General features: G+C 66.1%; 13 protein-coding genes and 1 pseudogene. 9 read left to right on the plus strand and 5 right to left on the minus strand.

Annotation, left to right across the window (positions count from 1 at the left end; all coding sequences use genetic code 11):
* Positions 1-326: 326 nt before the first annotated feature.
* The 7 genes from V1457_RS16500 (at position 327) to V1457_RS16530 (ending at position 9,152) form a co-directional block, all read left to right on the plus strand.
* The gene (locus tag V1457_RS16500; RefSeq protein WP_338595421.1) at positions 327-1,367 is read left to right on the plus strand and encodes a PrgI family protein; all 1,041 of its coding nucleotides are present in this window, start codon (positions 327-329) and stop codon (positions 1,365-1,367) included.
* Complete coding sequence (locus V1457_RS16505) at positions 1,364-3,199, plus strand: helicase HerA domain-containing protein (RefSeq protein WP_338595423.1); 1,836 nt, start codon at positions 1,364-1,366, stop codon at positions 3,197-3,199. The genes V1457_RS16500 and V1457_RS16505 overlap by 4 nt, the downstream gene beginning before the upstream one ends.
* Before the next feature lie 18 nt (positions 3,200-3,217).
* Entirely contained in the window at positions 3,218-3,607 is a 390-nt protein-coding gene (locus V1457_RS16510) for a hypothetical protein (protein ID WP_338595425.1), read from the plus strand.
* Between the two features lie 88 nt (positions 3,608-3,695).
* A complete protein-coding gene (locus tag V1457_RS16515; protein ID WP_338595426.1) occupies positions 3,696-4,523 on the plus strand; it encodes a GP88 family protein in 828 nt (275 codons plus the stop codon).
* Between the two features lie 50 nt (positions 4,524-4,573).
* Positions 4,574-7,069 carry a type IV secretion system DNA-binding domain-containing protein gene (locus tag V1457_RS16520; RefSeq protein WP_338595427.1) on the plus strand — a complete coding sequence of 832 codons (2,496 nt, stop codon included), beginning with the start codon at positions 4,574-4,576 and terminating at the stop codon, positions 7,067-7,069.
* An 87-nt stretch (positions 7,070-7,156) separates the two neighbouring features.
* Positions 7,157-8,194 (plus strand): replication-relaxation family protein, encoded by a 1,038-nt coding sequence (locus V1457_RS16525; RefSeq protein WP_338595429.1) that lies wholly within the window; start codon positions 7,157-7,159, stop codon positions 8,192-8,194.
* A gap of 10 nt (positions 8,195-8,204) precedes the next feature.
* The gene (locus tag V1457_RS16530) at positions 8,205-9,152 is read left to right on the plus strand and encodes a M23 family metallopeptidase (protein WP_338595430.1); all 948 of its coding nucleotides are present in this window, start codon (positions 8,205-8,207) and stop codon (positions 9,150-9,152) included.
* 15 nt (positions 9,153-9,167) lie between these two features.
* Here V1457_RS16530 and V1457_RS16535 read toward each other — a convergent pair whose 3' ends face one another.
* Together V1457_RS16535 and V1457_RS16540 are read right to left on the minus strand one after the other, a co-directional pair.
* Positions 9,168-10,235: a GIY-YIG nuclease family protein gene (locus tag V1457_RS16535; RefSeq protein ID WP_338595432.1), complete on the minus strand. Its 1,068-nt coding sequence runs from the start codon at positions 10,233-10,235 to the stop codon at positions 9,168-9,170.
* Between the two features lie 104 nt (positions 10,236-10,339).
* The gene (locus V1457_RS16540; protein WP_338595434.1) at positions 10,340-11,245 is read right to left on the minus strand and encodes a DUF4365 domain-containing protein; all 906 of its coding nucleotides are present in this window, start codon (positions 11,243-11,245) and stop codon (positions 10,340-10,342) included.
* A 182-nt stretch (positions 11,246-11,427) separates the two neighbouring features.
* On the opposite strand from V1457_RS16540, the pseudogene V1457_RS16545 reads away from it, so the two are divergent.
* Positions 11,428-12,546: pseudogene (locus tag V1457_RS16545) on the plus strand (IS701 family transposase); the annotation flags it as partial.
* Between the two features lie 198 nt (positions 12,547-12,744).
* The gene (locus V1457_RS16550; protein ID WP_338595439.1) at positions 12,745-13,260 is read left to right on the plus strand and encodes a DNA topology modulation protein FlaR; all 516 of its coding nucleotides are present in this window, start codon (positions 12,745-12,747) and stop codon (positions 13,258-13,260) included.
* Positions 13,261-13,315: 55 nt separating this feature from the next.
* Here V1457_RS16550 and V1457_RS16555 read toward each other — a convergent pair whose 3' ends face one another.
* From V1457_RS16555 to fxlM, 3 genes are all read right to left on the minus strand, one after another.
* Entirely contained in the window at positions 13,316-15,202 is a 1,887-nt protein-coding gene (locus tag V1457_RS16555; protein ID WP_338595440.1) for an ABC transporter ATP-binding protein, read from the minus strand.
* Positions 15,203-15,558: 356 nt separating this feature from the next.
* Positions 15,559-16,677: a hypothetical protein gene (locus V1457_RS16560; RefSeq protein ID WP_338595442.1), complete on the minus strand. Its 1,119-nt coding sequence runs from the start codon at positions 16,675-16,677 to the stop codon at positions 15,559-15,561.
* Positions 16,674-18,725: a methyltransferase, FxLD system gene (fxlM, locus tag V1457_RS16565; protein WP_338595444.1), complete on the minus strand. Its 2,052-nt coding sequence runs from the start codon at positions 18,723-18,725 to the stop codon at positions 16,674-16,676. Before fxlM ends, V1457_RS16560 begins: the two co-directional genes overlap by 4 nt.
* Positions 18,726-18,751 lie beyond the last annotated feature (26 nt).

The raw sequence follows: 18,751 nt of genomic DNA on the forward strand, positions 1-18,751 counted from the left end.
TACCGGCTGCCGATCGAGGCGCGGCGTGTGCGGCGACCCGCGCCACCCCCGGAGCCGCCGAAACCGACCCGGCCAGCAACGCGGGGGCGACAGACGAAGCTGCCCGCCGATGGCGAGTGGCCGGAGAACAAGCCCCGGGTGGGCCGGGACGGGCAGTACCAGCTCCCGCTGAACGTGCAGCGCACGCGGAAGCCACCCCGCAGTCAGCCCCAGGCACCCCCGCCTCTGCCGCAGCGGCCGGGGCCGCGTCAGCAGGAGTTGCCGCTGAACCTCCCGAAACTCCACCCGCCTCGGCCCACCACGCGCAAGAACGGAGGTGACCACAGGTGAGCGTCCGGATTCCCGCCGACGTCGATCGGGAAGACCGCATTCTGGCAGGCTTCACCGCCCGTCAGGTCGCGGTGATGGCGGTGACCGGCCTGGTGCTCTACGGCGGCTGGCAAGCCACCCGCGCCGTGATCCCGGTGATCGCCTACGTCGCCATCGCGGTCCCTATCGGGGTCGCGGCGACCTCGTTGGTCATGGTCCGCCGCGACGGCGTGACCCTGGACCGCCTGCTGCTGGCCGCGCTGCGGCAGCGGCTCCAACCGCGGCGCCGGGTCGCGTCCGGCCAGCAGCCCGCCGAAGTGCCGGAGTGGCTGTCCGGGGTGGCCCACGGACACGAAGCCGTCGCCGCAGGCGGGCTCGACCTGCCCGCCCACGGGGTCGCCGAAGCCGGCATCGTCGATCTCGGCGACGACGGCGTGGCACTGGTGGCCGCGTGTTCGACGGTGAACTTCGCGCTGCGCACCCCGGCCGAGCAGGAAGCATTGACCGCAGCGTTCGGCCGGTACCTGCACAGCCTCGGCGCGAGCGTGCAGATCCTCGTCCGCGCCCAGCGGCTGGACCTGTCCGGCCAGATCGCGGAGCTGCGCGAGCGTGCGGCGGGGTTGCCGCACCCGGCGCTGGAGTCCGCGGCGCTGGATCACGCCGACTACCTGGCCCAACTCGGAGCGCAGGCCGACCTTCTGCGCCGTCAGATCCTGTTGGTCGTCCGCGAACCGGTGCGCACCACCGGCCAGGACTCGTTGACCCGGCGCCGCCGCTTCGGCCGCCCCCGCAGCGGCGGGGAGCAGCCGTCGGACGGAGCGCGCCGGGCGGCGGCCTCCCGGCTGCTGCGGCGGATGAGCGAGGCCACCGAACTGCTCTCGCCCGCGGGCATCAGCGTGACCCCGCTGGACGCCGCCCAGGCCACCGCCGTGCTGTCCACCGCCACCAATCCGGACAGTCCACTGCCGCCCTCGGCGGAGATGGCCGGCGCGGGCGAGGTCATCACCACTCCCATCGGCTCGGACTGGGACCTCGATACCGAGGAGGATTTCTCGTGATCACCACCAAGAAGCGTCGCGAGCAACCCGCGGCGGCGAGCGCGTTCGCGCCGGATGCGATCGAGGTGCACCCGCGGCACCTGCAGATCGGCCAGGACTGGGTAGGCTCCTTCGCGGTCACCGGTTACCCGCGCGAAGTACACCCCGGGTGGCTGCAGCCCCTTCTGACCTATCCGGGCCGGTTGGACGTGTCGCTGCACATCGAACCGATCGACCCGCGCATCGCGGCCGACCGGTTGCGCAAGCAGCTCGGCAAGCTCGAATCCGGCCGACGGCACTCCGCCGCCCACGGCCGGTTGCAGGACCCCGAGGTGGAGGCGGCCACCGAGGACGCCTACGACCTCTCCGACCGGCTCGCCCGCGGCGAAGGCCGCCTGTTCCGCCTGGGGCTGTACCTGACTGTGCACGCCGCCTCCGAGGACGAGTTGGTCGAGGAGATCGGCGCACTGCGCGCGTTGACCGCATCGCTGCTCATGGACGCCAAGCCCACCACCTACCGCAGCCTTCAGGGGTGGATCACGGCGTTGCCGATGGGCCTGGACCAGATCGGCATGACCCGTACCTTCGATACGGCGGCGTTGAGCGCGGCGTTCCCGTTCACCAGCCCGGACCTGCCGCCGCCGGATGTCACCTCCGCGTCGACCGCGGCCGGGGTGCTCTACGGCTGGAACCTCGGCTCCCAGGGACTGGTGCACTGGGACCGGTTCGCCTGCGAAAACTACAACTCGGTCATCCTCGGCCGCTCCGGAGCGGGCAAGTCGTACCTGGTCAAGCTCGAAGCGCTCCGCAGCCTGTACCGGGACGTGGAGATCGCCATTATCGATCCCGAGGACGAGTACGCTCGCCTGGCCGGCGCGGTCGGCGGGACCTATTTCCCGCTGGGTGCTGAGGGCATTCACCTCAATCCGCTGGATCTGCCGATCCATGTCCGTCCGGATGGGCGCCGCTCCGCACCCGCCGATGCGGTTACCCGCCGCAGTCTGTTCGTCCACACATTGTTGTCAGTCCTGTTTGGTCAGCCGTTGTCTGCGGACGAGCGGGCGGTGCTGGACCAGGCGGTCACCGCCACGTACCAGCAGGCTGGGATCACCGACGACGCCCGTACCTGGACGCGGCCCGCACCGCTGCTGTCCGACCTGCGCACCGTTCTCGCCCGCCTCGGCGGTGACACTGCGGGCGAACTGGCCGCTCGGTTGCAGCCGTTTACCGACGGCGCCTTCCGCGGTCTGTTCGACGGCCCCACGACTGCGCCGCCGGAGGGCCACTTGCTGGTGTTCTCGCTTCGGAACCTGCCCGACGAACTCAAACCCGTCGGCACCCTGCTCACCTTGGACGCGGTGTGGCGCCGGGTGTCCAACCCCGCCGTCCGTCGGCCAAGGCTGTGCGTGGTCGACGAAGCCTGGCTGCTTATGCAGCAGCAGGCCGGGGCCGAATTCCTGTGGCGCATGGCCAAATCCGCCCGCAAACACTGGGCCGGGCTCACCGTGGCTACCCAGGACGTCGGCGATGTCCTCGGCACGGATCTCGGCAAGGCCGTTATCGCCAACGCCGCCACCCAGATCCTGCTGCGCCAGGCACCTCAAGCCATCGACGACATTGTCCGCACCTTCGCGCTGTCGGAAGGCGAACGGCAGTTCCTGCTGTCAGCAGGTACAGGCCAGGGTTTGCTGTCGACGGGGACTCAGCGGGTCGCCCTGCAGGCCATCGCCTCCGACGGCGAGCACGAACTCATCACAACGGACCCTGCCGAACTGGCCTCGTTGTCCGAATCTTCCGACGAGGCAGGCGAACTCGCCGATATCGGCAGCTCACAAGACCTTCTTCTCGACTGAGGCTAGGAGGAATCTTCCGTGCCTTCACAGCTTGCCACCACAGTAGTCGACCAGGACACCTTCGGCTCGTTCCTGGACATCCTCGTCCACGACTTCCTCCCTGTCTTCGCGCTGGCGGCCGGATTGATGGCCGTGATCTGGGTTGCCTGCGCGGTGATCGTGATCGCTGGGTACCTCATCGGAGCTGCGGTCGTCTTCGGCCTACGTGCACGAGTCCACGCGTGCGTGCGGTACGTCCGTCGCCGGCGGGACGTCGAGTACGCCCAGCTCGTCACCGTCGACGCCGACGGCGCCCACACCAAGGTCGTCGACCTCGACGGCTACCGCCGACGCCGCCAGCACCGACGTTCCGACCGATTCCAGTCCGACGGCACGCCTCAGCCTCGCTGCGACGACGATCCAGCGTAAGCGCGCGAATGCCCCTTCGTCATCTGACGGTCCACTGTGGATCGTAAATAAGTTTCTTGAATTGTCCTTATTTCCACGGAGGACACGCATGTCTTCATCTGCCCACGGCCCGTCAGAGACTTCCTCTGCCGGGCGCCCGCGTCGGTTGCTGACTCAGAACCGGGAAATGCGCGCCATCGGCGTGCACAACTGGTCCCTGCCCGCCTGGGCCGGACGCCTGCCCGATGGCCGCACCTACAACACCTGCCCCAGCGCAGGGATTTGCCGCCACGTCTGCTACGCCCGCCACGGCACCTACACCTGGCCCGCGGTGCGGGCTAAGCACGAATCGAACCTGCGGTTCGTGCTCGACGACCTGCCCGGATGGGAACAGGCCATGCTCGCCGAGCTGGCCGCACCGAAATTCCGCGGTAGCTGGATCAGAATCCACGACTCAGGCGACTTCTTCAGTTCGCCCTATCTGGAGTCCTGGCTGCGCATCATGCGGGCGCGTCCGGACACCAATTTCTACGCCTACACCAAGGAAGTCCGGCTCTTCAAAGATGCGGTGGAACCGGACCCGCCCGACAACTTCCTGTGGGTCTACAGCTACGGCGGAACACAGGACGCGCTGCTGAACCCTGAGGTGGATCGAGTGGCCGATGTCTTCCCCGACGAAGACGCCATCGCCGAGGCGGGCTGGTCTTCCCAGGAAGCCTCGGACCTGCTCGCGGTACTCGGCCCCCACCTGGTCGGCGTTCCCGCGAACAACATCCCGCACTTCCTGAAGAAGCTGGCCGGGCGCCGGTTCTCGGAGTGGCAGGCCGAAGTCGATGCACACCGCCGCACTCGCGGAGACGCGGCAGTTCGTCCGATCACCAGTGCCCCATCGGCTCGCGGACGCATTGTCCCGGAGACCGACGAGCGTGCCGCGTGATCACACCGAGTATCGCGTCTTCTCTCCTGGCAGGAAGGAGATTTCCTCGCATGGATTTCGCAAATCCGTCCATCATAGACAGTCCACTGGGGAGGTTACTGACCGATCCGTGGGGAGCGATTCAGGCTGTGCTGGACCAGGTGTGGTCGTGGCTGCAGACCTGGGGGCTGATCGCGGTCCCCGCGGTCGTGCTCGTGGCGACCGGGCTGGGGCTGCTGCGGCGGTGGTGGTTCCTGCGCTGCCAGGATGCGCTGCACGAGCGGTCCCGGGTGATCACCATCCTGGCGCCTCCCACAGTCGATTGCGACGGTGCCGAGGCGGTGTGGTCGAACCTGGTCGGGCTCGTCCGGCCGATGGTGCAACGCCTGACCACCGGACAACCGCATCTGTCCTGGGAGTACGTCTTCGGACACGACGGAGTGCAGCTCCGGCTGTGGGTGCCGGGCGCGGTGCCCCCGGGCATGGTGGAGCGTGCCATCGAAGCCGCCTGGCCCGGAGCACATACCCGCACCGACGCGGCCGACCCGCCGGTGCCCGCGGCACCGGCCGAGGGGCGCCGGCAACTGGCCACCGGCGGCACGCTGCGCCTGGCGCGCTCGGAAGCATTGCCGATACGCACCGACTTCGACGCCGACCCGATCCGAGCCCTGCTGGGCGCTCCCGTGGGGCTCGGTGTGTACGACACAGCGTGCGTGCAGGTCCTGACTCGCCCGGTCACCGGTCGTCGGGTCAAGCAGGCTCGGCGAGCCGCCCGCCATCTCAATGCCGGGCGGTCAACGCACTTGGTAGGCCGGTTGCTTGACCTGCTGACGCCGGGACCATCGGGCACGAAGCCGTCGGGTGGCCAGCCGAAGCTGGACCCGCAGACGTCGTTGGAGTTCCAGGCTCAAAACCGCGCCATCGTCGGCAAACAGCGCGGGGCGCAATGGGACACGCTGATCCGGTACGCGGTGGCCACAACGGTGCCGATCGACACACCCAGCGATCAGGTAGCGCGGGTGCGTGAACAGGTGCGGGGCCGCGCCCACGCCATCGCGAGCGCGTTTTCCGGGTTCACCGAGCACAACCACTACCGCCGTCGACGGTTGCGCAACCCCGTGAGCAGCTTGGCGCGGCGTCGGCTGCGGCGGGGTGACCTGCTGTCGGTGCCCGAGCTGGCAGCCGTCGCCCACTTGCCGACCGATGAGGCGCTACCGGGCTTGGCCCGCGCCGGGGCGCGGGCGGTGCCGCCCCCGCCGAACACGCCGACCGAGGGCGAGCTGATCCGCCCGGTTGGGGTGTCCGACACCGGCCACGCCCGCCCGGTCGGTCTTCAGGTCTCCGACGCGCGGCACCACCTGCACGTCCTCGGCGCCACCGGGTCGGGCAAGTCGACGATGCTGGCGAGGATGATCCTCGCCGACGCCGAGTACGGGCGCGGGGCGGTGGTCATCGACCCCAAGGGCGACCTGATCACCGACCTTTTGCAGCGGCTTCCCGAACACGCCGCCGACAAGGTGGTGCTCTTCGACGCCGACTCCCGCGGACCGACTCCGTGTCTGAACCCGCTGGAAGGGCCGAAGGAATCCGCAGTCGACAACTTGGTATCGGTGTTCTCCCGGGTGTTCGCCTCGGCCTGGGGGCCACGCACCGAGGACATCCTCCGCGCCGGGTGCCTGACCCTACGGGCTGCCTCGGACACCCCCACGCTGGCCACCTTGCCGCAACTGCTCACCGACCCGGCGACGCGGGCTCGGCACCGGGATCGGGTGTCCGACGACCCGACCCTGCGGGGGTTCTGGGACTGGTACGACCAACTCTCGGATGCGGCTCGCGCTCAAGCTGTCGCGCCGCTGCTGAACAAGCTTCGTGCGTTCTTGTTGCGGTCGTTCGTGGTCAAGGCTGTCGCCGCTGGTCCCTCCACAGTGGATCTGAGCGAAGCGTTGGATGGTGGTCTGTGCTTGGTGCGCATTCCCAAGGGCAGCCTCGGGGAGGACACCACGCGACTGCTGGGGTCGCTGATCGTGGCGCGGGTGTGGCAAGCCACCACCGCCCGCGCCGCACTGGCACAGCGCGAACGCCACGACGCCGGACTGTATGTCGACGAGGCGCACAACTTTCTGAACCTGCCGTATGCGATGGAGGACATGCTCGCTGAGGCCCGCGGTTACCGGTTGAGCATGACGCTGGCCCACCAGCACTTGGGGCAGCTTCCCAAGGATCTCAAGGAAGGCATCTCCACCAACGCCCGTAGCAAGGTGTTCTTCACCGCCTCCCCCGAGGACGCTCGCGAACTCGCCCGCCACACCGCACCGCGGGTGTCGGAGCACGACCTCGCGCACCTCGGCGTCTACCACGCCGCCGCCCGCCTGGTCGTGGGCGGCGAGGAGACCCAGCCGTTCACGGTGACCACCCAACCACTCCCGCCGGCCATTCCCGGCCGCTCCAAGGTCGTCCGCAAAGCCGCCGCGGCCCACACCCGCCCATTGGAGTCACGAGCCGAGGACACCGGCGACCAGCCAGGAACCACCGGCACAGACCCGCGCCGCGCACGCCGCACGGCCTGACCTCTCAAGTCAAGTCCCAGGGCGGTCCTCCTCAACGTGGAGGACCGCCCTTCCTTGTGCCCCGGTCACGCCCTAGGAGGAACGATCGTGTTCACACATCACCAGCAACGCGACCTGCGCGCCCCGATGCCACAACGGCCGAGCCTGCGCTACGCAGCCTCCGCTGAGCATCAAGCCCAAGTCGCAGCCCATCTCACCGCCCGCGACCGCTGGCTGGCCCGGGTCCTGGCCGAGCACCGGGTGCTGACCTCCCCACAGATCGCGGCAATCGCGTTCGGTAAATCTCGCCGTGCGGCCAACCACCGCTTGCACAAGCTCTACACCTGGCGGGTTCTGGACCGCTTCCAGCCCTACATCGGCCGCGGCCGAGCCCCCATGTACTACGTCCTCGACACCACGGGTGCCCACCTACTGGCCCATGAAGACGGCATCGACCCCAAGGACCTGAAGTTCCGCCCCGAACGCTCAGTTGGCATCGCCTACAGCTTGCGGCTGGCCCACCTCATGGGCGTCAACAGCTTCTTCACAGCTTTGCTGTCCGAAGCGCTCGCTGACACGACCCAGTACCAGGCCGTGACCGAGTGGTGGTCTGAAGCTCGCTGTAGTCGGCACTTCGGAGATCACGTACGTCCCGATGGCTACGGCAGCTGGCACGAGGGCGGCCGGGAGATCGAATGGTTCCTCGAATGGGACACGGGTAGCTACCAACTCAGCCGGTTCGTGGCAAAACTGCCCGGCTACACCAGCCTCGCCACCACGACCCACATCGTCACCCCATTGCTCGCGGTCTTCGCCACCACAGCCCGAGAGGCGCATGCGCGACGACACCTCGCCGAACACCTGCGCACTCATCTGCGACGGGAAAAGCTGCCGATCGCGACCACCTCCGTCGAACACCTCCGCACAGCCGGCAGCCCCGCCCACCAAGTATGGCTTCCCCTGAACCACAACGACGCTGGCCGCTATCGGCTGATCAGCCTTCTCTCGGCCTGGCCCTATCTGGACACACCGACCAGCCCCATGGATAGCAGCGGCACCGATCTCGGCCCTGTTACGCGCTTGAGTGCACCGGCGCCGATGCCGCCCTGGCACCACAACGAGCTGACCTGGAACCCGAAGAGGTGATCCGTTCATCATGCTCGCCAAAATGGGCATCGCCGCAGGAATTTGTGCGTCCCTCTTCGTGGTTGTGATCGCCGCTGCGGCCGGCTCCATCGCCTCGCTGTTCGCTGGCGGAAGCGGCGGCTCGCTGACGTGCACTCCGGTCGGCTCTGGGCCTGATGGTGCGAATGGCTACGGGCGTGAGCAGATCGGCAACGCCGCCACGATAGTCGCCGTCGGCAGGCAGATGGGCGTCCCCGAGGAAGGCTGGGTTGTTGCTCTAGCCACCGCGATCCAGGAATCCGGGCTGCGCAACCTCGACTACGGCGACCGTGACAGTCTCGGACTGTTTCAACAACGCCCATCACAAGGCTGGGGCAGCCCGGAACAGATCAGGAACCCGACCTACAGCACGACACAGTTCTACCGGCACCTGTTGGCAGTGCCCGGCTGGGAACAGATGAGCGTCAACGACGCTGCACAATTGGTCCAACGATCCGGATTCCCCAATGCCTACGGACGTCACGAGCTCGCGGCACGCCAGCTCGCCGGGGCTGTCCATGGCGCCGCCTGCACGGGCTCACCGACCGGGGGTTGGGCTGTTCCTGCTCAAGGCGCCTGCACCTCGGGCTTTGGCCCTCGCGGCGGCCAGTACCACCGCGGGCAGGACATTGCCGCACCCATCGGGACAGCGATCGTCGCCGCCGTAGGCGGCACCGTCATCGATTCCGGACCAGCCACCGGCTATGGGCTCTGGATCCGCATCCAGCACGCGAACGGCGTGATCACTACCTATGGGCACAACAGCCGAAACCTCGTCCAATCAGGCCAGCAGGTTCATACGGGTCAGCAGATCGCTGAGGTCGGCAACCGGGGTGAATCCACCGGGCCACACCTGCACTTCCAGATCGACATCAATGGCCGGCCAACCGACCCGGTAGCGTTCTACCGCAAGCACTCAGGGGCGGGGCTGTGCGGCTGACTGCTGCCGAAAGACTCACGGGAGAAAGAAGAATTCTTGCTCGAAGGGTATTCCTTGGCCGGTTTTCGCGGTAACAGTGATTCGCGGCCCATCATGTGCTGGACCCCACCGGTCGGTTTCCCTGTAGCCGATGTCGACGGACTCGAAGCCGTCAATATTCTCGATCGGCTCGCTCGTCAGGACGGCGTGGGATCTTGGCTTGGAGTGGTCCCGCTCAGGATCTTCGTCTTCCGAAACGCGAACATCATAGATTCCATAGAAGTCGCCTGCTTCGGTGAGGGTTAAAAGAAATCGGTCGCCGTGTTCAACAACTCGGACTAGGTCGAGATGGGTCGCCGGGATCTGATGGCGAACGCGCAGGTCTGCCTCGACGTCACCAGTATTGGCGTCTGAGATCCGGTGGAATTTCTCGTTGAGTTCCGTTCTGATTGCCTTGTCATCGAGCTCTGCGCGGTAGTGCAGGTCTCTGATCAGCCATCCGCCATCTTCTGACAACAGAGTTGTGAATTCAGCGATGTCGAGTGGCCTAAGAGCAAGGAAGGTCCGGCCAGCTTCCCAGGAATGTCGTGTCGCAGTAAACAGGGGCTCTTCGTTCTCGGTGGCGAGAAAGTCTACGTCTCGGCGCGAGATCACCTTGTCGCGGTCGTCTCGACCGAAGGCGCACACCAGAGTGGTCGACGTGCCATCGTGGTGAAGTTCTGCTCGGGTTAGATCGTGCTTGAGGAGTGAGCCGTACTGCTTGGTGACGGCGGCGGTCAGATCGAAAATCTCCGGGGTTCGTTCGGGTTCAACCGGAACGATGCCGGATTCCTCCAGTAAGGCTTGGATGGCATGCTTGGGTGATACGCGAAAGAATTCTTTTCTGCCGATTCGGTACTCGGCGAACCTGGCGTGCAGGCGGCGCTCGACGCGGCGAGCATCCGGTACGCGCGTGGAGTACAAGACTACGAAGGGTTCGGTGACACTGGTGCCGCTGAGTTTTGCTGCGCGGTCCTCGGCGCGCCCACTGGTCCATCCGATCTTGACTGGCGAACCTTTCTTCTCGCAGTTGTGAAGGATATACACTTCGCCGGGAGTGGCCACAGGGTGATCTCTCGCTTCATGCGGGGTATGAATCGCACACGCTGACAACGGTGTTGATAGTTGCGTCTCGAATCGAGCACGCTTCTGCAGTGATGTCTCGGCGCCTACGGATCAGAGGGCGCTTGTGAAAGGCGATCGCGTAGGTCGTTGATATCAGATGTCAAGAAACCGTTCCACGCGTCGGGTTGATCTTTAAATGTCATCGATTTGATCAAGAAGGCTATATAGTAGAGCAAATTAAGTGGGATCATTGTCGAGTTTGGCACTGGACTGCAATGAAGGATTGCTGTCATGATCCCAGTGTCCAGTGCTACGCTAGGCGTAATATTCGATTCTTGGCTAATGTTTCGAGTCATGCAGTGCTGTAGTTTTTTGCGAAATTCGTTATCGAAATGGGCGACGCCTGCGTCGTCGACGTCCACGAATCCCAGGTCATGCATGATATCGAAAATCTGCAAGACAAGTTCATCTTGCAGTTGCTTCTCCGGTTTTATGGATGCTTCATCCGGTGAGAGTTCGTTTCTCCGTGAGTCGAGCAACTTTCCAGCGGCATGAAGTCTTGCCGTCCAAGCAAGCTCATCTGCCGTCTCGGCATTGAACTGGTGGTCTCGCGAGAAGTCGAGGTAAATGTTCTTCTTGCCATCTTGTTGTAGTTCGGTTGGGTTGAGGTCCATATCGCCTGGAATAGCGTACCAGCCAGTCTTGTTTGCGACGTCCCAGAGTACAACGATGACCATGTCGTCAAAGCGAGACCATCGAATCAGCTGGCGCAGTGTGATCTTTACGCTAGGGAGCTTCTGGCTCTCGTTTATGCAGTTCCGTTTTGTGCCCTTAACTTGAACCCAGATCGGCCGGGGGTCCACGCGTCCGCGGATGCAGGTCTTGACGAGAAGGTCCTCGCCATAATCCTTACAAATCTCGTCGACAGAGGCACCCTGTTCGTTCCAAATTAGTCGCACTGCGGCTGCGGCTTGCTCGCCAATTACATGTTGGTCCGGTCTCCTGGTCATATATCGACCTCGCTCCTCGCTGGATTATTTGGGATTCCTCCGTGGCGAGTAGGGTAGCGAACGACCCTGACAAGGATGGCTTCGTAGATCGCCCCAGCGTGGAGTTTTGGATCTCTCATCGTTGTACCGAGCACCTAATACTGCAACGGCACTCGCCTGAGCCGTAGTGGATCATGGTGGGCGTGGTTGTGGAGCTGGTGGCGGCGGAGCTGGAGCGGGTGCACGAGCGAATCGCTGGGCGGTTCGTGCGTTCAGAGCCACGTGCGCGGGTGCGTGAATACGTGTCGGGCCTGGTCGCGGGCTTGGAACGCAAGAACGGGTGGACGATCGCTGAGCAGGCCGGTGAGGTCAGTCCGGATGGGATGCAGCGGCTGCTGCGGCGGGCGGACTGGGACATCGCCGGGGTCCGCGACGACGTGCGTGACTACGTCATCGAGCACCTCGGTGACCGCGAGGGTGTGTTGATCGTCGATGAGACCGGGTTTTTGAAGAAGGGGACTCGCTCGGCCGGGGTGCAGCGCCAGTACTCCGGCACGGCCGGTCGCACGGAAAACTGCCAGATCGGGACCTTCCTGGCGTATGCGTCCTCGGCTGGGCACGCGCTGATCGACCGGGAGCTGTATTTACCGACCAGCTGGACCGATGATCGGGACCGCTGCCGAGCGGCCGGGGTGCCCGACGAGGTCGACTTTGCCACCAAACCTGCGCAGGCCCAAGCGATGCTGGCTCGGGCGTTCGAAGCCGGGGTGCCGTTCTCGTGGGTCACCGCCGATGAGGCCTACGGGCAGGCCCACTACCTGCGGGACTGGCTCGAAGCCCAGGACGCGGCCTACGTGCTGGCCACCAAACGCAACGACACCCTGACCACCCTCTCCAGTGACACGAGCCGGGCCGACGAGCTCATCGCCGGGCTGTCCGAGCAATCGTGGCGACGACTGTCGGTCGGCGCCGGTGCCCACGGCCCGCGCATCTATGACTGGGCCCGCATCCCGCTCGGCGCCGATTGGCCGCCCGGGCGGGGACGCTGGCTGCTGGCGCGGCGCTCGACGAGCAATCCCAGCGAGATCGCCTACTACGTCGCCTACGGACCCCGCCGATCCCGACTGCTCGATCTCGCCTGGACCGCCGGATCTCGCTGGCATGTCGAGGAGTGCTTCCAACAGGCCAAGAACGAGGCCGGGCTCGACCACTACCAAGCACGCTCCTGGCGAGCCTGGTACGCCCACACCACCCTGTCGCTGCTCGCCCTCGCGTGGCTAGCCGTGGCGAAAACCCAGGCCACACAAGCAAATTCAACGCCCGAGAACCGGGTATGATCGACTACACCTTAGCAGAGCTCCGCCGACTGTTGATCAACCTCATCACCCGGACACCACACCCCGCCAAGCACGTCTGGTCCTGGTCACGCTGGCGCCGACGACGCCAACACCAAGCCCGCCACTGCCACTACCGACAACGCGGACACCCACTCTGAGTGCCGTTGCAGTACTAGGGGAACTATGCGCACGATCATGGTCTGCGGGTGCGGGGGCAGCGGGAAATCCGAGGTGGCCAGCCAGCTCGGGCAACGGCTTGGCCTGCCCGTCGTCCTCCTGGACATGGAGTACTGGGATGAGCACTGGAATGCTCTCGACCCTGAGTCGTTCGCCCAGCGGCGGCGCGAGCTCGTCGCCGAGGACGAGTGGATCATCGATGGCAACTACGCTTCGACGATGCAGATCCGGCTCGGCAAAGCTGAGGCAGTGATCTTCCTCGATATTCACCCACTGGTCTGCCTGTGGGGGATCATGCAACGCCGGTACCAGCACCGCGGTGACGACGTGCATTCCCGTCACCGGCGCGGCCGCATCACCTTGGGTTTCGTCAGGTACATCCTTCGCTACCGGCACACGATGCGCCCCCGGGTCGAGCGCTTGATCGCCGAACACGCCGTGGGCGATCTGATCCGGTTGCGCACCCGCCGTGAAGTCCGCCGCTTCCTCGCGGCGATACCCAGCGGTCCGGAATCGTCCTGACCAGGGCATCTGCCGACAGCTCGCTGCCGCACCGCTAGACGCGGAAGCGCCCTGGTCATTGTCGGCTTGGCGCGGTGCGGCATGTGCGGCAACCGGGTTCGGTTGCGTAGGCGCGGGCCTGGATGGTGAATAGTTCTCGGTACAGGCCGTTGGCTTCCATCAGTTCTTCGTGGGTGCCGGACTCGGCGACGCGGCCTGCATCCATGACGACGATGCGGTGGGCGTGGCGGATGTTGGCCAGTCTGTGCGTTACGAGGACCGTGGTGCGATGGGCATCGTCACGGGATCCCTGGGTCGCGCGTTGCAGGCCGGCGAACACGCGGGCTTCGGCTTTCGCGTCGAGCGCGGCTGTGGGTTCGTCGGCGATCAGCACCGCGGCGTGATCGCGGAAGATACCGCGGCCCACGCTGAGCCGTTGCCACGAGCCGCCGGAGAGCTCATGGCCTCCCCGGAACTGCCGTGACAGGACCGTGCCCGGCCCTTTCGGGAGCTTGGCCAGGACTTCATCGGCACCCGACTCGCGCAACGCGGTCTCCCAGGTGCCGCCGTAGGGCTGCGGGGCCTCGAGGTTTCCGATGCGGATGTTGGTGTCGGCGGTCATGGGCCACCGCGCGGGATCCTGGTCGATCAGAGCGACCTGCTCGTACACGCCGTGGAGATCCGCGGCGGCCAGGTCCACCTCGTCCCACAGCACTCGACCCTCAGTCGGTGGATACAACCCGGTGATGAGTTTTCCCAGCGTAGTCTTGCCGGATCCGTTCTCCCCGACCAGCGCCACGACCTCGCCGCGATGGAAGGTCAGGTCGATTTCAACCAGCGCCGGCTCGTCGGCGTCGGGATAGGTAAATGACACGTTCTCCAACCGAATGGTCTCCGGGTTGCAAGGAGCAGCCACACCACTCGCAGGCCTGCGGCGTCGCCGCGACTCGGCGAGCAGCTGGGTGTAGAACCGCAGGTAGAACGAGTGCTCGTAGAGGCGATTGACCGACACCATCGTGGTCGACAGCGAACTCGCCGCAGCCCGCATCGCGATGACCGCGGCGCCGGCGATGGCCAGCGGCATCGCACCGGTGAAGAGAAGGACGCCGAGCACGCCGTAGGCCAGACCGGTGCCTGTGCCGGCCAGAGTGCGTCCGATCAACCGCGTCCAGGTCTGCCGGTGTTCGGCGCGGATCGCCTCCTCAGTGACCTGATCAGCGATACGGCGGTGCTCGGTCAGCAGCGGTTCCTGCAGGTTCAACGCGGTGCGTTCGGTGCCCACATCGCGCGCGACGAGCAGGTTCTCAACGACGTGCAGCCGCAACCGGCGGGTCACCAGGCTCAGGAAGTTCACATATCCCTGCTTTGCCGCGCGCATCGACGCCCACGCCTCGGCTGCCGTGGGGACCAGAAGCGCCGGTAGCAACCAGGGATTGAGCAGTGCGGCCGTGATCATCGCCGCAGCCAGCGACACCAGTGCCGAGGAGATCGAGGCGATGCTGCGCACGCTCGACTCCACGGCCTGAACACCTTGATAGCCGCCTTGCCGGGCCAGTTCCTGGAAGTCGGAATCCTCCCACGCCAACAACTCCACCTCAGCGACCGCCGAGTTGAGCCGATCCTGGGCCGCGCGGCGCACCAACGGCATCAACACCCCTTGCACCGCCGACACCGCGCTGTCCAGCAAACCGCGCAAGGCGAAAGCGCCCACGACAGCGGCGATCGCGGGCAGCGACGCCACCACCCGCTCCGGCGTAGGCCCCGCAGTCAACAGCTGCGTCAATACCCCGGCCGTGGCGAACAGACCGAGCGCCGATGCACAGCCCGAAGCCAACTGGACCACACCCGCCAGCACGGTCCTGCCGGGCGACGCCCGAAACGACAGCCCCACCACCAGTCTCGTCGCCATCGGCAGCTCGCGGACCGTCTCCCACAAACCCGCGCCCGCGACCTTCTGATCCACATCCGCCCACCGAGGCGGTTCCAAGTCCTCAACGCCGATCAGCGCGCCCTCCGGCGACCCAGATGTGCGTCGATGTCCGTTCCTGCTCCCCAGCATGTAACCCCTTCTCCGGACAGTTCTCGGCAACGGAACTCGAAGGAATGTCACTCAGGCACGGCCGATCGCCCCAACAACCCGCATCGCTCCACCTCCAAGCGGCCAAACGTCCCCCACGGCTGTCTTGACGGAAGCGCGGCGATCAACGCGCGATTTCTCGTGCACCCGCGCGTCGTGATCGACGCCTGCGTTCAACAGTGCCGGACGACACCGACAATCGACGTGCTGTCGCATACCGAACAACCGAGTCTGAGACATCACTACGTGAGCACCGTCCGCAAATGCTCCTCCGCACGATGGACCGCGGCGGTCAAGTCGTGGGCTTGATCTCCAGTCAGGGCTCGTCGGCCGAGCCCTGAGCTGGCGAGCACGGCGGTGAGTTCGTGTTCCTGGTCTGTGGTGAGGTGGGCGCACAGTGCCTGGTTCCGTAGCGCATCACGTGCGGCGTAGGCGTCGTTGGGCGCAGCGGCGATGACCGCCCGTCGCAACTGCGTGATGGTGGTGGTGGAGCGGTCACCGGCCAGGCCCAGCGCGGTCAGACCCAGGCGGACTCGGAACGCTGCGGTGCTGGGCTCTGTGTCGTTCATCAGTGCAAGTGTCGTGTCCACTGCGGATTCGATTTCGTCGTGAGGGACTGATGGCCTGGCCTGTGTGCAGGACAGTCGCAGGAGGTTTCCGACGGCTGTTTCCCAGGTTTCGGTGGGCACGGTGGAGTCGATCAGGGCTCTCGCCTGCAGGTGGAGGTCTTGTTCCAGCAGCGACATGATCTGGATTTGGCGGCCGTCGAGTAGCCGGGTTCCGATGCCACGATGGGCGGCGATCGTCTCGGCAGCGCGAGTCCAGCAGCCGGCGCGCGCCAGGGCGCGGGCGCCATCGATCAGCAGCGTGCTCCACAGATCCGTACAAACCCGGCGGTGGTGCTCACGGGTGCAGATCCAGGTCGAGAGGTCGACGTTCCGGCCGCGGATCGTGGCCACCTCGCGTTGGCGGGCTGCACGATAGAGACGTTGGAGCAGTTCGTAGGCCTCGGTGGGCTGGCCTTCGCGGATGAGCAGGCGTGCGATGTTGGTCAGCGGCATCAGCGCCATCACCGCCGCATCGGGGGTGAGGTCCCGCGGCTCGGTGAAGATCCTGTGCAGACGCCAGCAGAGGTCTTCAGCGAGGCCGGCGAGCCCGATGTCGGAGGCGATGAGGGCGGCGACGTTGATGACGCCGCTGGCGCGGGCCACCTGTTGGTGGTGGTCCGCGCCAGCGGGCCAGTCGGTCAGCTCGGTGAGCTCCGCGATCCGCTTCTCCAGGGGTAGCCCGAGTGGTTTGGGTCGGCGCACCAGGGGGATCTGTTCGGCGAGTGCGGGGTTCACGGCTGGGGCCACGGTCATCGCCAGTCGATGACCAGTCGGCTGTGGGGTTTGTCGATGACGAACCGGGGGTCGGCGGCTTCGAGGAGGTCGCGGTGGGCGTCGGTGGCCATCCGGAAACCGGGTTCGGGGGCGTCGTTGCCTCGTTCGCGTGCCCAGGTGGCGAACTCGGTGGCGACCTGGTTGGCGAGTTCGGTGGCACGGGGTCCGTGGCCGATGACGCCGGGCTCCCAATAACGGCCATCCTCGTCATCGCCTTCGCGGATGGTGAGGTAGGCGAGGCTGTCGCCGTCGAGCGCGGCCATGGAGCCCCATGCGAAATGCGGTGTGAAGCCTGGGCGCTGTCCGGGCATGCGGGACAAGCCGTTGGTCAGTGTGCAGGCGAGGTGCAGGTAGACCCATTCCCAGGAGAAGCCCTGGCGGAGCCTCATGCCGGTGTAGATCTTGTGCGAGGGTTGATCGAGGATGCTGCGCATCGCTTCCCGATCAACTTCCTGCTCGGTGTAGGTCTCCAAGTGAACGTCGCCGGGCCCGTCGTGGTGGACGACGGTGCGGATGTCGTCGGCGACGCCTTTGCGCAGCGGAATGAACGTGGCCATCTCGCAGGAGACCGTCTTCCACGTCAGGCCGTTGGCTTCGCGCTCGAAGGCGAACGACCGCGAGATCGATCCACGGATGCGCATGGGAATCACCAGCCGGCCGCCGGGGGCGAGCTGATCCAGAACATGGGTGGGAATGTCGCCGGCTCCGACGGTGAACTGGATCCGGTCAAATGGCGCCTGGTCGGCCAACCCGGCCGCTCCATCGCCCAGCAAGACGGTCACGTTCTCGATTCCGACGGACGCCAGGTTGGTCGATGCCCCTGCGACCAGGTCTTCGTCGACGTCGACGGTCCAGACATGCCCGCCGGGTCCGACGAGTCGCCCCAGCAGGGCGGCGTTGTAGCCGGTCGCAGCACCGGCTTCTAGGACGCGGTGGCCAGGTTGCGGGGCGAGCTGTTCGAGTTGCGTCGCCACGATCGACGGGGCGGAGATGCAGGAGAGCGTCTCGCCGTCGTCGGGGGCGTCTTTGACGGAGACGGTGCCCTCGCCATAGGCGGAGGCCAGGTCAGCGTCGGGAACGAAGGTGTGGCGTTCGACGGCACGGAACGCGTCGATGATGTCCTGGCTGTGCAGATGCCCGGATGCGGTCAGGCGGGTCACGAACTCCTCGCGGAGCTCCGCGGGGTCGGTGGTGATCATGTTGTTCATCCGCGGAAGGTTAGGGGCCGGCGAGGGCGTCTCCGAGTGCGACACGGTGGTCGAGACATCGGTGCCGAAGGTGGTGTGCTGGGCGAGCCATGCGACGGCGGCCTGGTCGGCAGGTGGGGTTCCTGCGCGGTTGAAAGCGAAGATCGCGTGGTGAGCCAGCACAGCCCGCAGGCCTCGGGTCAATCGCCCGGTAGACGCGAGGTCGGCGAGCGCGCTCCCGGCTGCCGCGAAGGCGGCAACTCGCTCGGACCAGCGGTTTTCGGTGGTCTCGCGTTGAGCGGCGTCGGCGTGCATCAGGCGCCGCATCGCAGCAAGCTGCGGCCCCTGTGCGTGCTCATCAGGTGGAGGGATCACTGGTCGGAGCGCGGCGAGGCGGGACCAGACATCACCGATCTCGAAGGGATCCAGCCCTGCGGCTCGGTGGAGCGTGGACAGCAGCAGGATGCAGCGTTCGCGGTTACGCGAATCGCCGGTGGCGGCCAGCGCTGCCGGGCTGTCGGCGCAGAACAGCTCGTGGGCGATCGCCATGCCTTCCGCGCCACCGAAAGCCTCGACCTCCGGCTCATAGATTCCGGGCACCCAGCCGGTCGCGTGCTGGTCGGCGACAAGCCGGTCGAGAACATCGGCGGCGGGCTTTTCGAAGCGGAGCCGGAGCTTGCCTTCCTTGCGCAGGAAGTGGAACCGCTGCCCTTCCAACCCGGCGGCCAGGGCAGTTGCGGCCTCAGGGCTGATCCCGCTGGGATCGGGGAAAGCGATGGTCGCTTGCCACCACGGTCCCTGATCGTTCGTCGTCAGCAGGTCCTCGTCGTTCCAGGTCATCGGTGTCTTCCTCGCTCCTGTTCAGC

It is taken from the genome of Saccharopolyspora sp. SCSIO 74807, assembly GCF_037023755.1.
Taxonomy (GTDB): Bacteria; Actinomycetota; Actinomycetes; order Mycobacteriales; family Pseudonocardiaceae; genus Saccharopolyspora_C; species Saccharopolyspora_C galaxeae.

What these genes read in the sequence shown, in the direction of transcription:
- V1457_RS16515 (WP_338595426.1), top strand. Translation starts at nt 3,696, where the DNA reads ATGTCTTCATCTGCCCACGGCCCGTCAGAGACTTCCTCTGCCGGGCGC.
- fxlM (WP_338595444.1), bottom strand. Translation starts at nt 18,725, where the DNA reads ATGACCTGGAACGACGAGGACCTGCTGACGACGAACGATCAGGGACCG.
- V1457_RS16520 (WP_338595427.1), top strand. Translation starts at nt 4,574, where the DNA reads ATGGATTTCGCAAATCCGTCCATCATAGACAGTCCACTGGGGAGGTTA.
- V1457_RS16540 (WP_338595434.1), bottom strand. Translation starts at nt 11,245, where the DNA reads ATGACCAGGAGACCGGACCAACATGTAATTGGCGAGCAAGCCGCAGCC.
- V1457_RS16550 (WP_338595439.1), top strand. Translation starts at nt 12,745, where the DNA reads ATGCGCACGATCATGGTCTGCGGGTGCGGGGGCAGCGGGAAATCCGAG.
- V1457_RS16560 (WP_338595442.1), bottom strand. Translation starts at nt 16,677, where the DNA reads ATGACCGTGGCCCCAGCCGTGAACCCCGCACTCGCCGAACAGATCCCC.
- V1457_RS16530 (WP_338595430.1), top strand. Translation starts at nt 8,205, where the DNA reads ATGCTCGCCAAAATGGGCATCGCCGCAGGAATTTGTGCGTCCCTCTTC.